General features: G+C 30.1%; 13 protein-coding genes. 2 read left to right on the forward strand and 11 right to left on the reverse strand.

All coding sequences use genetic code 11. The features are described from left to right. Positions 1 to 2 precede the first annotated feature (2 nt). Positions 3 to 1,112 carry an aldo/keto reductase gene (locus ACNI3D_RS00185; protein ID WP_013133849.1) on the reverse strand — a complete coding sequence of 370 codons (1,110 nt, stop codon included), beginning with the start codon at positions 1,110 to 1,112 and terminating at the stop codon, positions 3 to 5. Between the two features lie 193 nt (positions 1,113 to 1,305). Here ACNI3D_RS00185 and ACNI3D_RS00190 point away from each other — a divergent pair, with 193 nt between their 5' ends. Beyond that, complete coding sequence (locus tag ACNI3D_RS00190; protein WP_419767852.1) at positions 1,306 to 3,729, forward strand: hydrogenase small subunit; 2,424 nt, start codon at positions 1,306 to 1,308, stop codon at positions 3,727 to 3,729. After that, positions 3,729 to 5,387: a nickel-dependent hydrogenase large subunit gene (locus ACNI3D_RS00195; protein ID WP_419767853.1), complete on the forward strand. Its 1,659-nt coding sequence runs from the start codon at positions 3,729 to 3,731 to the stop codon at positions 5,385 to 5,387. Before ACNI3D_RS00190 ends, ACNI3D_RS00195 begins: the two co-directional genes overlap by 1 nt. Here the strand turns inward: ACNI3D_RS00195 and modD are convergent. The 10 genes from modD to nifD form a co-directional block, all read right to left on the reverse strand. Then, positions 5,384 to 6,241 (reverse strand): ModD protein, encoded by an 858-nt coding sequence (gene modD / locus ACNI3D_RS00200; protein ID WP_419767854.1) that lies wholly within the window; start codon positions 6,239 to 6,241, stop codon positions 5,384 to 5,386. The two genes, ACNI3D_RS00195 and modD, sit on opposite strands and share 4 nt — an antisense overlap. A 17-nt stretch (positions 6,242 to 6,258) precedes the next feature. Then, on the reverse strand, positions 6,259 to 7,113 hold the full coding sequence (locus tag ACNI3D_RS00205; RefSeq protein ID WP_419767855.1) for an ABC transporter ATP-binding protein: 855 nt from the start codon (positions 7,111 to 7,113) through the stop codon (positions 6,259 to 6,261). Between the two features lie 3 nt (positions 7,114 to 7,116). After that, positions 7,117 to 7,809 (reverse strand): molybdate ABC transporter permease subunit, encoded by a 693-nt coding sequence (modB, locus tag ACNI3D_RS00210; RefSeq protein WP_419767856.1) that lies wholly within the window; start codon positions 7,807 to 7,809, stop codon positions 7,117 to 7,119. Next, entirely contained in the window at positions 7,802 to 8,203 is a 402-nt protein-coding gene (locus tag ACNI3D_RS00215) for a TOBE domain-containing protein (RefSeq protein ID WP_129100360.1), read from the reverse strand. Before ACNI3D_RS00215 ends, modB begins: the two co-directional genes overlap by 8 nt. After that, a complete protein-coding gene (modA, locus tag ACNI3D_RS00220; protein WP_419767857.1) occupies positions 8,200 to 8,946 on the reverse strand; it encodes a molybdate ABC transporter substrate-binding protein in 747 nt (248 codons plus the stop codon). The genes ACNI3D_RS00215 and modA overlap by 4 nt, the downstream gene beginning before the upstream one ends. 8 nt (positions 8,947 to 8,954) lie before the next feature. After that, positions 8,955 to 9,374 (reverse strand): TOBE domain-containing protein, encoded by a 420-nt coding sequence (locus tag ACNI3D_RS00225; protein WP_419767858.1) that lies wholly within the window; start codon positions 9,372 to 9,374, stop codon positions 8,955 to 8,957. A 2-nt stretch (positions 9,375 to 9,376) separates the two neighbouring features. Continuing rightward, the gene (locus ACNI3D_RS00230; protein ID WP_419767859.1) at positions 9,377 to 9,571 is read right to left on the reverse strand and encodes a hypothetical protein; all 195 of its coding nucleotides are present in this window, start codon (positions 9,569 to 9,571) and stop codon (positions 9,377 to 9,379) included. A 105-nt stretch (positions 9,572 to 9,676) separates the two neighbouring features. Then, complete coding sequence (gene acnA, locus ACNI3D_RS00235) at positions 9,677 to 12,325, reverse strand: aconitate hydratase AcnA (protein WP_419767860.1); 2,649 nt, start codon at positions 12,323 to 12,325, stop codon at positions 9,677 to 9,679. 134 nt (positions 12,326 to 12,459) lie between these two features. Next, positions 12,460 to 14,001 carry a nitrogenase molybdenum-iron protein subunit beta gene (gene nifK / locus ACNI3D_RS00240; RefSeq protein WP_013133861.1) on the reverse strand — a complete coding sequence of 514 codons (1,542 nt, stop codon included), beginning with the start codon at positions 13,999 to 14,001 and terminating at the stop codon, positions 12,460 to 12,462. Between the two features lies 1 nt (position 14,002). After that, positions 14,003 to 15,469: a nitrogenase molybdenum-iron protein alpha chain gene (gene nifD, locus ACNI3D_RS00245; RefSeq protein ID WP_419767861.1), complete on the reverse strand. Its 1,467-nt coding sequence runs from the start codon at positions 15,467 to 15,469 to the stop codon at positions 14,003 to 14,005. Positions 15,470 to 15,529: the final 60 nt, after the last annotated feature.

The following is a 15,529-nucleotide window of genomic DNA, read 5'->3' on the forward strand; positions in this document are numbered from 1 at the left end:
TATTAGACTCTATACATTAAATCGTAGTGTGCTCTTGGAGTTGTTTTTATTTGTGTTATTTTTAGATTACTTTTTATATGAACTGGAACTTTTGATGCAAAAAGTGAAGTTATGATTCCAGGAGTTGATCTTACAAATTGAAGTGCTAATTGAATGTCATTTTCTAAAACCATTTTATTATCTAATAAGTAACCAGTTTCTGCTTTAAATGATTTTTTGAATAGGTGCATTTGAAGTAATGAAGAACTGCTAATAACACCAATTTTTAGCCTATGTGCAGCTTGTAATAAAGTACACTCTTCACCTTTTACCATTTGTGTTGGCATTGTATATATGTTTGTTTTTGCAATATTAAAAGGAGTTTGAATATATTTAAAATGATGATTTTCTCCACCAACTTTAAGTGCAATTTCTACTAAATCTTCTAAATTGATATGTTCACCTGTAGATTTATCACTAAATCCATTCCAAACAGCAACTCCATAATATTTTATAAAGCCCATTTTTACCATTTTTTCAAATCGTTTAAAAATAGACTCAACTTTCTTTAGAAATTTTTTGTATCCATTCTTTTGTATTTGTATTTCTGGATTATGCAAATAATAAATATCAAACTTATCAATTCCCATATTTTCAAGTGACTTTTTACACGACCACTCTATAAAATCAGCACTTAAACAGTGTTGGTCTAGTTCAATATCTTCTTTTGTAGCGAGTTTTGTTTTGATAATATTATCTTCAATCCAAGTATATGGATTCTTTGGAAATGGATATTCAAGTTGAATAAAACCACCCTTTGAACAAATAATTAGTTCTTCTCTTGTAACTATTTTCTCTTCAAAAAGTTCTTTTAATGCAATACCAATCTCTTTTTCACTTTGACCATATCTATAATTACTAGCACTATCTATTAAATTTATGCCATTTTTAACAGCCTCTTTAACACCCTCTATATAGTGAAAAACATAATTCTCTTCTTTATAAGGTTCTTTATTAAAAGTACCAAGACCAAGTTTTGAAAAAATCAGGTCATTGTGTTTAATATAAAATTCTTTGTAAGTTGAAAATTTTTTTGCAAAATTATGAGTTGCTTCTAGAGTTGCTTCTGTCATAAATACTTTTCCTTATTCAATTCCTTTGTAAAAAAAGAGTAAAATTGGGGAAATTTTACTCTTTAAAATTTAACTACAAAAGGTTGACTAATATATATGCAAGAAGTGTTCCTTAAGAAATTAAGAGTTTTAAGTAATTAAAGAGTAACTTATCTTTTGTTATCATTAAATAATTCAAAAAAAGAGATATCAAATGAAAATAGTTATTATTGGTGGAGGAATTGCCGCAGTTTATTTAGCAAATAATATTTTAAATGTAGATTCATCATGCAGTGTTACTATGCTCAGTGATGAAGAATATATTCCTTATGATAGGATACATCTTTGTAGACTAATTGATACTAAGACTGATGTTGAAAGCATAAAACTAGAATTAAATAGTGCTGTAAACTTACAACTTAATCAAACTATTTCAAATATCAATAAAGATAAAAAACAAGTTCTTTCAAATGACAAAACTTATGACTACGATAAACTTATAATTGCCACAGGCTCTACTCCCATAACTCTTTTAGATACAACTTTAGAAAATGTTTCTGTTTTTAGAAATGTAAATGATTGTAAAAAGATAGAACAATATTGTAAAACAAATGAAGTAGTACTTGTAGGAAGTGGACCCATTGCTTTAGAGTTATTAGATGCTTTAAATGAAATGAGTGATGTAAAAAGCATAACTTTGCTTATAAGAAGCAGACATTTATATGATAAGTATATATCTAATGAATCTATGCAAATAATGCAAACGAGTTTTCTAAAAAACAAAAAAGTAAAAATCTCTTATGAAGATGAGATTGTTGATACCGAAATTAGAAATAACAAAATAGAAGTTTTAAAAACAAAAAAACTAAATATAAAAAATCCTTTTATTGTTTTTGGAATAGGAATAAAAGCAAATGCAAAACCCTTCGAAAAATTTATTGATGTAAACAGAGGTATTTTAGTAAATGAGTTTATGCAAAGTAGTGATGAAAATATCTATGCAGTTGGAGAGTGTGCCGAAGTTGTAAAAGATAATTTTGTAGCAGGTCATGTAAAAGAGTGTACAACTCAAGCAAATGTTGCAATATCCCATATCTTTGAAAAAGAATCAAAGCCATTTGAACTTGATGTTGCCGTTGACATGCTTAAAATTGGGGATTTTACTTTAGTTGAAATTTGCTCTTCAGATTTTAATAAAGATTTTGAAAAAGTTGCTATTGAGTCTAAAGATAAAAAAAGAGTTGATGAATACTTCTTAAAAGATAAAAAACTCATAAGATTTATAGGAATTAATTCAAATATTGATACAGCATATTTAGAAAAAGTCATAAAAGAAAATAGTGTAATAGATTTAAACTATTTGTATGAAAACAGAGAATTAAGCCCAAGGGGGAAATTGGTCTGTGCATGTAAACATATCTATTATGATGATTTAAAAAGTCTTATAGTCTCATGTAAGATTGACTCTTTTTCTTCAATGAAAGAGTTCAGTGAGGCAGGAAGAGTTTGTGGAAGATGTAAAAAAGAGGTTGATGATATTATCATTGCTTCACAAGATTTAATAGATAATAAAACTCCTAAAAAAACTTTAGAAGAGATAAAATTAGAAGAAGAGTTAAAAAGAAGTCAAAGAAGTGTAGATAAATTTAAAAAACTACACCCTAAAAATGACATGGATGAAAAGAATCTAGAATCAGCTTTAAAAATGCTTGATATTGGAAAAGGTGAAATAAATAGTTGGATCTCAATGGTAACAGCTAGTATGAAACTAAATCCAGCTTTTGAAGATGTTGTAAGTGAGGGAATTAAGAATCTAAATAAGATTCCAATTATTTGGTTGGAACTTAGTGATTGTAGTGGAAATAGTGAAGCCTTTATAAAATCCTCAAATCCAGTTCTTGAGGACTTGATATTTGATTATATCTCTTTGGATTATCATGAGTTACTTATGAGTGCAAGTGGTGATGAGAGTGAGACTATTTTAGAAAATATAATTAAAAATGATAAAGGTAAATATGTCTTGATAGTTGAAGGTGCTGTTCCTTTAGCCCTTGATGGAAAATATTTGAGAATAGGTAAAAAAGGTGAAACGGGAGTTGAACTTTTAAAAAAATGTGCAAAAGATGCAGCACTTGTATTAGCAGTTGGTTCTTGTGCTTTTGATGGAGGAGTTGTATCTGCTTATCCTAATCCAACAGGAGCTGTGGGAGTTGCCCAAGCTTTAAATAGAGATGATATTATAAATATCACAGGCTGTCCAACGAATCCTATAAATATAGTAGGAACTCTACTTTCTTATATGATGTTTGAAGAGTTGCCAGCTTTAGATAAATTTAATCGTCCACTTTGGGCTTATGAGCAAAGGGTTCATGATAATTGTGAAAGAAGAGGTCATTATGAACTTGGTGAATTTGTAAAAGAGTGGGGAGATGATGGGGCCAAAAATGGTTGGTGTCTTTTTGAGATGGGTTGTAAAGGACCCTATGCCAATGTAAATTGTCCATCTATGAAGTTTAACCAAGGAACAAGTTGGCCTGTGCAAGTTGGACATGGCTGTATGGGTTGTACTGAGCTTGGATTTTTTGATAAATTCGCAAATGAGAGAGTATATACAGAAACAAAAGAGGATGAAAAATAATGAAAAAGATTGTTATTGATCCCATTACTAGAATTGAAGGGCACTTAAGAGCTGAAGTTGAAGTGGATGAAAATGGTATTGTAAAAGAAGCTTATGTAAGTGGTCAACTTTTTAGAGGTATTGAGATAATTTTGCAAAATAGAGATCCAAGAGATGCAGGATTATTAGCTGGAAGAGTATGTGGAGTTTGTACAAATTCACACTTTAGAGGAGCTATTAATGCTGTTGAAAATGCTTACTCTTTAAGTATTCCAGAAAATGCAAAGATAATAAGAGATTTGATGTCTATGGCTTTGTTTATTCAAGATCATGTTGTCCATTTTTATCAGTTACACTTACTTGATTTTGTAGATGTGTTAAGTGCATTAAAGGCAAATCCTAAAGAGACTACAAAAGAAGCTCACAAATATTGCCAAAAACCTTTTAGAAACTCAAATACACATTATGAAGCAGTTTTAGAAAAGCTTCAAAACTTTATAGATGCAGGAAGATTAGGACCTTTTAATAGTGGATATTGGGGGCATAGTGATTATAAGTTAAGTAGTGAACAAAACTTGATTTTATTATCCCACTATTTTGAAGCCTTGCAATTTCAAATAAAAATCTCAAAAGCCATAGCTATCTTTGGAGGGAAAACACCCCATCCTCAATCTTTGGTTGTAGGTGGTATTACAAGTGTTGCTGATATGTTAAACCCCCAAAGATTAAATGATTTTATTTTTGTAATAAAAGAAGCAAGTGATTTTATAAATCGGGCTTATTTACCTGATATGAGACTTTTAGCAATTGCTTATAAAGATGAAATAAAATCTAAAAGCGGGAAAACGGCTGGAAATTTTTTAAGTGTGGGTGGTTACCCTATAAACAAAGAGATGAAACTTTTCTCTGGTGGAGTAATTTTTGAACAAGATTTTTCAAATATACAAGAGTTTGATGCAGATAAAATAAAAGAAGAAGTACAAAGAGCTTGGTATAGCGATGATGAAAAACAAGAACCTTTTTATACTGATTTAAATGATGATGGAACTTTAAAAACTAAAAATAAAGATGATAAATACTCTTGGATAAAAGCTCCTCGATATGATGGAAAGACTATGGAAACAGGGCCAGTTGCAAGATTGTTTATTAGTTATTTAAATAATAACACTGCCATAAACTCTTTTGTAGATGAGTTCTTAAAAGAGACTTCTTTGAAGTTAGAAGATTTTAACTCAACTGTTGGAAGAAATTGTGCAAGGGCTATTGAGAGCCAATATATTTGTGAATATATTTTTAAACTAGTTTCTAATTTGATTCAAAATATTAAATATTATGATACGAATACTTGGGATAAATACAATTTTAGTGAACTAGAAAAAGATGCAAGTGGATATATCTTTTTAGAAGTTCCACGAGGAGTTTTGCTTCATAGTATAAATATAGAAAACTCCAAAATAAAAAATTATCAAATCATTGCCCCAACAACTTGGAACGCAACTCCCAAAAATAGTGATGGAATTAGAGGTGCATATGAAGAAGCTTTAATTGGTATTGAAATAAAAGATTTAGAAAAACCTCTTGAGGTTTTAAAAGTCCTACACTCTTTTGATCCATGTTTAGCATGTGCTGTGCATATCATAGATACAAAAGGTAAGTATTTAGGAGAGTATAAAGTTTAATTTTCTTTTGGAAGTAATTTCATTTTACTTCCAAAATCTGCCATACCACTTGAGTACATAGCACTTGAAACTATACCGTCAACGCCTAAAGAGGCATATTCTTTTACATTTGATAAATTTATTCCACCTGCAGCTAAGATGCTTACGCTTGGAAAATTCTCATTTTTATATTGAATGATTTTTTTTAATATAGGAATTTTTATTTTATCAATTTGAATTACATCTACTTCATTTTGCATTAGAATTATTGCATCTTCATATGTTTCAGTTTCTATTACTATTTTTTTCTCTGGGGCTTTTTGTTTTAATCTTTTTATATCATTTAAAAAGTCTTTTTCATTTTTATAAACTATTCTGTGTTGAGGGAAAAGAAGAATACTTTCACTTAATCCTAAACGATGTGGTATAGCTCCACCTATTATAATTGATTTTATACATAATTTTTTTGCAAAAGGAAAACTTTTTCTAGTGGATAAAAGTTCACAAGTTTTATTTACGCTTTCTATTTCTCTTTTCATTTTATTAGTATTACTTGCCATCTTACAACTATATTCTAATAATACTTGACAAACTTTCCATGCCTTATGAACATCTTCATATTTACCAATAAACTCCAAAATTACATCATTTTGTTTTATAAAAGTTTTTGATGGAACAAAACTTTTCACTTCGCAATTTAAAAGCTCAGCAATTCTTTTTGCTTCTTCACTACAAGAGACAATAATATCTTCTCTAGTAAAGATACTTAATTTTGCTTTCTTATTTGATTGTCCTTGAAGATAAGTGGTTAAATCAAAGTAAGGTATATCATCATTTATATATTGTTGAAGTTCATTATCTGTTAGAATGAACATATTTTTATCCTTTTATTTTAAATCTGTTTTATTAATGGGGCAAAAGCTTTTGTACTTACTAAAACTTTTTGTCCTATATTTAAATTTTTTGCTTCATCATTACTTATAACAACTTCCACAAGCTGTTGACCTATTGATACAATTGCTACTTGAATAACATCAACTTTTATAATATCAAGTAATTCTCCCTCAAATGAGAATTTTTGAGAACCACTTGTTTTTAATAAAATATCTTTAGCTTTTCCATCATTTATAACTAGACCTTGATTTAAAACTATAACTCTATTTGATAATCTATACATTTCACTTGGATCATGACTTACCATTATTGTGGTTGTATTAAACTCTTTGTGAAGTGTTAATATCTCTTGTTGTAGTTTTACTCTCATTTGAGGGTCTAAGGCTGATAAAGGCTCATCCATAAGTAAAAGTTTTGGTTTATTCATTAGTGCTCGACAAAGACTAACTCTTTGTTTTTGTCCACCACTTAAAGTGTTAGGTAATCTATTTTTTAACTCTTGCATTTCGGTTAGTTTTAAAAGTTTTATTGCTAAGTCTTTATCTTTTTTTACAAATAAAAGATTATCTATCACACTCATATTTGGAAATAGTGCATAGTCTTGGAAAACAAAACCTATTTCTCTTTTTTGTGGAGCTAGAAAAATTGATTCATTTTGCCAATAGCTTTCACCTATTTTTATCTCACCTTTGGCTTCTTCTAGACCTGCAAGTATTCTTAAAAGTGTAGTTTTACCACTCCCGCTCAATCCTGCTAATGCAATAAAATCACTCTCATTAATCTCTAAATTTACATCCAAATTCATCTGTCCATCTGAACCATGTAGTTTTTTAAAAATATCTATTTTTATCATAACCTATATCCCAAACTTTTTGTTATTTCTGCCATTGAAGATATAAACACTAAGAAGTACTAAAAAGCTTATTATTACCATAATAGCACTATAAATATGGGCACTTTTATAATCCATAATCTCTACCATTTCATATATTGCAACTGAAGCTACTTTTGTTTCACCTGGAATACTTCCTCCTACCATAAGAACAACTCCAAACTCTCCTACTGTATGAGCAAAGGTTACAATTATTGCTGTAAGAAGAGCTGGTTTTATATTTGGTAAGGCAACTTTTAATAAAGTTTTTATTTTCCCTTTACCACATATATAACTAGCTTCAATCATATTTTTACTAATACTTTCAAAACCACTTTGTAAGGGTTGAACCATAAAAGGCAGACTGTAAAAACAACTAGCAATTACAAGCCCATAAAAATTGAATACTAGTTTTACTCCAAGAGTATTTTCAAAAAAGGCACCTATTGGAGAATTATAAGATAAAGCCCACAAAATATAAAACCCTAGAACAGAAGGAGGTAAAACTATTGGAAGAGCTGTAATTGCTTCTAAAAAAGGTTTCAATTTTGATTTTGTTTGTGAGAGATACCAAGAAAGAGGTAATGAAATAACAAATAAAATTAAAGTTGTAATAAATGCTAATTTAAATGAGAGTATAAAGGGACCAAATTCTATAGCTTTCAAAGTTTCAAACATTTATTACTTCCTCAATAGATAAATCACTTGCTTTTATAAAAATATTAATTTCATCATCTTTTTTTAGATTCATTTTTTTTGCACTTGCTTGGGTTATAATTGATTGGAAATATGAATTTTTAGCTTTTATTGTCACACTACAAAGGAGTTTACCCTCTTCTATACTTTCAATCTTTGCTTTTATTTGATTAGAGAAACTAATCATACCTTCAAAATCTCTTGCCAAGATAATATTTGTAGCTTTTGCCACTAATATAACTTTTTGACCGATTTTAATATTTTCATTAAGATCTAAACTCATCATTTTGAGTTTAATTCCTGAAAAATCAAATTGCACAATATTGAGATTATCAATATTGTCTATTTGAGATATGATAGCTTCTATTTTATTCATGGTACTAAATATCCAAATTTGTTAAATATTTTTTTTGCATCTGCACTTAAGATAAAGTCATAAAATGCTTTTGCTTCTTTATTGTCTTTTGCATTTTTTATAATAACAATTCCTTGATTAATAGGAGTATAAAGTTTTGGATTTACATCTACCCAGTTTACTCCTTCTTTATACATACTCATTTTTGGACTATATAAAGATGATTTTGCAATAAATCCTATATCAGTTGCAGTTGTGGCATAAGTTACTGTTTGAGAGATAGATTCGGCATAAACATATTTTTTTACAACTTCGTCATAAATTTTTGCATTTTTCATAGCTTCAACTGCAGCTTTACCATAAGGGGCAGTTTTTGGATTTGCAATAGCAATTTTATTTACTGAACTGTCATTTGCTAGATTTATTCCTTTTGACATATCTAGTTTTTTAATACTTAAAATTGCTAAACTTCCTTGTGCATAAATAACTGGTTTTGTAATAGCAATCTTATCACTATATAAAGCTTCTGGATATTTCATATTTGCAGCCATCAAAATATTATAAGGGGCACCATTTTTAATTTGTGCCGTTAGTTTTCCACTACTTCCAAGTGTAACATTTACTTTTGTATCTGGATTTGTTTTATTAAACTCATTAATCAAATCACCAATTGCATAACTTACATTTGCAGCAACTGCAATATTGATTTGTCCTGCAAATAAACTTAAACTTACAACTAATATTCCTAGTACTATTTTTTTCATGTTTTTCCTTATTTTCCTATCATTACATCTGTTGCTTTTATAATTGCACTTAATTGATTTCCAATTTTTACTTTTAAGTTCTTTATTGAACTGGAGGTTATTACAGCAACAACACTATCTTTATTCCCTATGTTTATCTCTAATTCTGCGCTAACAGAGCCTAAATAGAGATTTTCTACTATTCCTTGAAGTTTATTTCTTGCACTAATATTCAATGTTATTTCTGTAGTAACAAGAACAGAGCTTGATTTAAATATGGTAGTTACTTTATCTCCAATTTTTAAATCAAGTTTTTTAACTGCATTATTTGTTATTACTGAAACTATTGTATATCCACAATTTAGTTTCACAAAGATCTCAGAATTTACATTCCCTTGCTGAACTAGTTCAACAACTCCAAGCAATTGATTCCTTGCACTTATTTGCATAATCATCCTTTGGATAGATTAAGAGCTCTTGTATCAAAATCAGTCATCTTTGTTAAATGTGTTAAAATTTTTTGACGTGCTTTTGTAGCTTTAATTATTGATTCTACTCGTTCAATAGCTACTAGAAGTTGTATCCTTTTTTCTAACAAAAAAGTTGTGTCAGAATTTAACAAAGTCAAAGATGATCGAAATTCCAAAAGGACTCCTTATATATTAATATATATAGCGATAATCATAAAAATATGAAAATCAATAAACAATATGCAAGAAGCATACCGTTATATACTTTAATATATAATGAATTACTTCTCTTTTATTATTTTTCTTAATACATATTCCAAAATACCGTTGTTTTTATAATATTCAACTTCTATTTGCGTATCAAGGCGACATAATACTTGGAATTCCAATACTTTCCCATTTGTTTTATATGCTTTTACTTGTAGAATAGTTCTTGGAGTTATCTCACTTATTTCTAAGATATCGATTGTTTCACTTCCATCTAATCCTAAGTCTTTCCAGCTTGTATCTATAAATTGTAAAGGCAAGACACCCATACCTACAAGATTACTTCTATGGATTCGTTCGTAACTTTGAGCAATTACTGCGCTTACTCCTAAAAGTGATGTTCCTTTTGCTGCCCAGTCTCTTGAACTACCTGTTCCGTACTCTTTTCCTGCTAAAATAACACTTGCAGAATTTTCTTGTTTGTATTTCATCGCAATATTGTAGATATAATCTTCTTCTTCGTTTGGCATATATTTTGAAAAACCACCCTCTTTTGGATAAACAAGATTATTATTTATACGAACATTAGCAAATGTTCCTCTCATCATTACTTCATGATTTCCTCTTCTTGAACCATAAGAGTTAAACTCTTCAACTTTTATTCCTTCTTCTTGCAAGTATTTACCTGCTGGATACTCAGGTGGAATTATTCCTGCAGGAGAGATATGATCTGTAGTTACAGTATCTCCAAACATTGCTAATATTTTAGCTTTTTGAATATCTTCTTTTTTTGTTGTATTTAAAGTAAAATTATCAAAAAAAGGTGCTTTTTTAATATAGCTTGACTTTTCAATCCATTTATAAGTATCTGATTTAGTTATTGGTAAACTTTTCCAATTTTCATCACCTTGTAAAATTTGTGCATATCTTTGTTTATATTGTTCACTAGTAACATTTTTATTAATTAGTTCTCTTACTTCATCATTTTGAGGCCATAAATCTTTCATAAAAATAGGATTTTCATTTTTATCAAAAGCAATTGGATCTTTGTATAAATCAATATCAACAGTTCCTGCTATTGCATAAATCATTACTAGCATTGGAGACATTAGATAGTTTTGTCTTACATAAGGATGAATTCGCGCTTCAAAGTTTCTATTTCCAGAAAGCACTGAAGCAACTGAAAGTTTATTTTCAATGATAGCATCATTGATAGGTTTTTTTAAAGGCCCTGAATTCCCTATACAAGTAGTACAGCCATAAGCTGTAAGATTAAAGCCTAATTTATCTAGATATTTATCAAGTTGGGCACTTTTTAAGTAGTCAGTGACCACTTTAGACCCTGGAGCTAAACTTGTTTTTACATATGGTTTTATAGACAGACCTAGTTCTACAGCTTTTTTTGCAATAAGACCAGCTCCTAGCATAACAAAGGGATTTGAGGTATTTGTACAGCTGGTAATTGCTGCAATTACTATATCACTTTGTTTTAAAGCTATTGTTTCTGTCTCAAGTTCTATGTCTACACTTTTGTAACTTCCTGCTTCTTCTTTTGTAGTTTTTTGCAATTGGTCTAAGAATAAATGTTGATGTGGTTCTTTAGGTCCTGCTATACTTGGTTTTACACTTGAGAGATCAAATTCAATAGTATCTGTATATTCAGGTTCATTTTCTTCATCATAAAAAAGCATATTGTTTTTTGTATAACTTTCAACAAATTGTGCTTGATCTGCTCTATTTGTCTCTTTCATATATCGTAAAGTCTCATCATCTACTGGGAAAAATGCCATAGTTGAACCAAATTCAGGAGACATATTAGATATAGTGGCTCTATCTGGTAATGTTAAAGATTTTAGTCCTGGTCCGTATACTTCAACAAATTTCTCTACAACTTTATATTCACGAAGTATTTTTGTTATAGCTAATACTACATCCGTTCCTGTAATTCCTTCCTTTATCTCTCCTGATAAACGAAGTCCTATCACTTCAGGTATTGGCATATAATAAGGTTGCCCTAACATTACGGCTTCTGCTTCAATTCCACCTACTCCCCAACCCATTACCCCAATAGAATTTATCATAGTTGTATGGGAATCAGTTCCAACTAATGTGTCACAATAAGCAATTTTCTCTCCATCTTTTTCTTCTCTTTGAACAATTTGTCCTAAATATTCTAGATTTACTTGATGGCAAATTCCTGACCTTGGAGGAACAATACGAAGATTATCAAAACTTACTTGAGCCCATTTTAAAACAGAATATCTTTCTTCATTTCTTTTATATTCCATTTGTACATTTTTATCTAAACTATCTTCTGTTCCATTAAAATCAACTTGTACAGAGTGATCTACAATAAGATCAACTGGTACCAAAGGATTGATAAGTGATGCATCTTTGCCTTCTTTTGCAATAGCATCTCGCATAGAAGCTAAATCAACAATTGCAGGTATTCCTGTAAAATCTTGCATAATAACTCTTGCTGGATGATATGGAATTTCATATGGAGTTTCATATTTCTTTTTCCAAGAAGCAAGTTCTTTTATATCTTGTTCCGTAATCATTTTCTGATCAAAATTCCTAAGTAGGTTTTCTAATAAGATACGAATTGAGTAGGGAAGTTTATTTATTTTTGTTAAATCTGAGGTTTGAAGTTTTTTTAGATCATAAAAAGTATATTTCTGTTCAGCAAACTCAAAGTGGCTTTTAAACTCTTCTTTTTTCATAGGTATCCCCTTTTTTAAAGATGAATCCTACAATTATATTTAAATTTACTGATGATAATTTTAAGTGTATAGATTAAATTAAAAAACCAAGAACCTAAGTTCTTGGTCTTAATATGATTTGAAATAATGTTAGACTATCTTACTGAATCGAAGAAATAATCTGTTTCAGCTATATCTTTAGTCTCTTCATCTAATTGGTCTAAGATACCATTAGTAATCCAAGTTAAAAGGTTGATACCACCTTCATAACCACTCATAGAGTATCTATGTAAGTGATGTCTATCAAAAATTGGGAAACCAATTCTAATAAGTGGAGTTTTTGTATCTCTATAAAGTTCTTTACCATAAACGTTACCAATCATGAAATCAACTGGTTCTGTGAATAATAATGATCTTAATGCCCATAAATCTTTACCTGGCCAAATATTACATTCGTCAGATCTGTTTGATTTATCTAAGATTGCTCTCATTTCTGCTTCCCAATTTTTTCTTGGAGCATTATGACAAACAACATGAGTTGGAATTGCACCCATTTCAACTAAGAAAGAAACCATACCTAATAAAAAGTCAGGATCTCCCCAGATTGCAATTTTTTTACCATGCATATATGGATAAGAATCTTGCATAGCATCAACAAGTCTAGCTCTTTGTTGTTTTAATTCTTCTGGAATTTCTTTACCAGTTAATTCTGCTAATTTCATAACAAATGCATCAGTACCACTTAAACCAATTGGATTACAAGTTTCATAAGTTTGTTTCCATTTGTTTTTAATAGTTTTAGCTGTTGCTATTGATGAATATTTTTGTAAAGATATTGTTGCTTTCGCATTAATTGAACCTTTAAGGTCTTCAATTTTTGTTCCACCAGCATACAATTTATACTCACCAGCTCCAGTATCCCATTGCTCTTCATGGTCACCAATCATTACGATTTTATCACCGAACATTTTAGATATTTTTTTAATCTCTTTTAATGATCCTAAATAAGGTTCAAATCCAGGGATAATATTAATTCTTTCTTCATCAACAGTAGTTTTTTCAGTACTTACTTGCTCTAAAATAGATTTCATCATATTATCATAACCTGTAATATGAGAACCTACGAATGAAGGAGTATGTGCATTAGGAATTAAAACATTGTCTAATTCACCTTCAGCTTCATCTTTAGCTCCAATAATAAAAGCACCTAAGTCATCACCGATAACTTCTGCCATACATGTAGTAGATACAGCAATCATTTCTGGTTTATATAAAGCATTACAATTTCGTAAACCATCTTTCATATTTGCTAATCCACCAAATACCGCTGCAGATTCACTCATAGAATCTGAAACACAAGGAGTTGGTTCTTTAAAGTGTCTTGTAAAATATGTTCTAAAGTATGCAACACATCCATGGCTTCCATGAACATAAGGCATAGTATTTTCAAATCCAAGAGCTACCATAACAGCACCAAGAGGTTGACAAGCTTTAGCAGGGTTAACAGTAATTGCTTCTCTTGCTAAATTTTTTTCTCTATAATCCCAAGACTCAGTCCATTTTTGAATTTCTTCAACTTTAGCAGGATTAATTGCTCCCATTGAACCTTCAAATTCTTTTTTGTTTTTTAAAACTTCTTGATATTCAGGTTTTAAAAACAGTTTTTGTCCGTTTACTATATTATCTAAATCTTGCATATTACGCTCCCTCTACTTCTTTGTCCCATGGTGCTTTAGTATGATTCCAAACAGGAGAATTCATTGCTAAATCCATATCTTTTGCAAAAATTGCAAATGCATCATACCCATGGTATGGTCCACTATAATCCCAAGAGTGCATTTGTCTAAATGGTAATCCCATTTTTTGAAATACATATTTCTCTTTTACACCAGCTGCAACTAAGTCAGGTCTCAATTTTTTAACAAATTCTTCTAACTCATACTCATTCGCATCATCATAAATAAGTGTTGATCTTCCTAAATCTTCTTTAGTTCTTTTATAATCATCACCATGTCCGAACTCATAACCAGTACCAATAACTTCCATCCCTAAATCTTCATAAGCACCAATAACGTGTCTTGGTCTTAATCCACCAACATAAAGCATAACTTTTTTACCCTCTAATATTGGTCTAAATTTAGCAATAACTGCATCTGTCATAGCAGTATATTTAGCAATAACTTTTTCTGTTTGTTCTTGAATTTTTTCATCAAAAAATGATGCAATTTTTCTCAAACTTTCGGTTGTTTTTGTAGGTCCAAAGAAGTTATATTCCATCCAAGGTATACCAAACTCTTGCTCCATATGTCTAGAAATATAGTTCATAGATCTATAACAGTGAAGTAAGTTTAATTTTGCTTTTGGTGCGATTGCTAACTCTTTATAAGTTGCATCCCCAGACCATTGTGCAATTACTCTTAATCCCATTTCTTCTAAGATTAATCTTGTAGACCAAGCATCTCCACCGATGTTATAATCTCCAATAATTGCTACATCATAAGGAGTTGATTCAAAATCTTTTCTATGTGATGTATCAGGCATAACATGATCTCTAATCATATCATTTGCGATGTGGTGACCAAGAGATTGCGAAACCCCTCTAAACCCTTCACATGATACAGCAACAGTTTGATGACCTGTCTCTTTTTTATGAACTTTTGCAACAGCTTGAATATCATCTCCAATTAAACCAATTGGACACTCTGATTGAATTGAAATACCATTGTTTAATGGGAATAATTCATCAATCTCTTCTAACGCTTTTTTAAGTTTTTTATCTCCACCAAATACGATATCTTTTTCATTGAAGTCAGTTGAAAAGTTCATAGTAACAAAAGTGTCAATACCAGTTGTTCCTATATAATAATTTCTTCTTCCACCTCTTGAATATTGCCCACAACCTATTGGTCCATGAGAAATATGAATCATATCTTTAATTGGTCCCCAAACAACACCTTTAGATCCTGCATATGCACAACCTCTTTGTGACATAACACCTGGTACTGTTTGTTTGTTACTTCTTGTAGTATCACAAGAACCTTTTACACCTTCTGGATTATCAGTTCCAAGGTGTTTTGCTCTATTCTTCTTCGCTTTTTCTGGATAAGCTTCAAGTACTTCTGCAATTGCTTGCTTTTGAAGACTTTCTAATGTTTCTGGTCCCATAATTTTTTCCTTATAAATTGTCCCAATTTTTAAGGGACTTTATTTTTATAATTTCTTTTG

It is taken from the genome of Arcobacter siniprincipis (SeqCode) (assembly GCF_048571125.1).
In the GTDB taxonomy this organism is placed as follows: domain Bacteria; phylum Campylobacterota; class Campylobacteria; order Campylobacterales; family Arcobacteraceae; genus Arcobacter; species Arcobacter siniprincipis.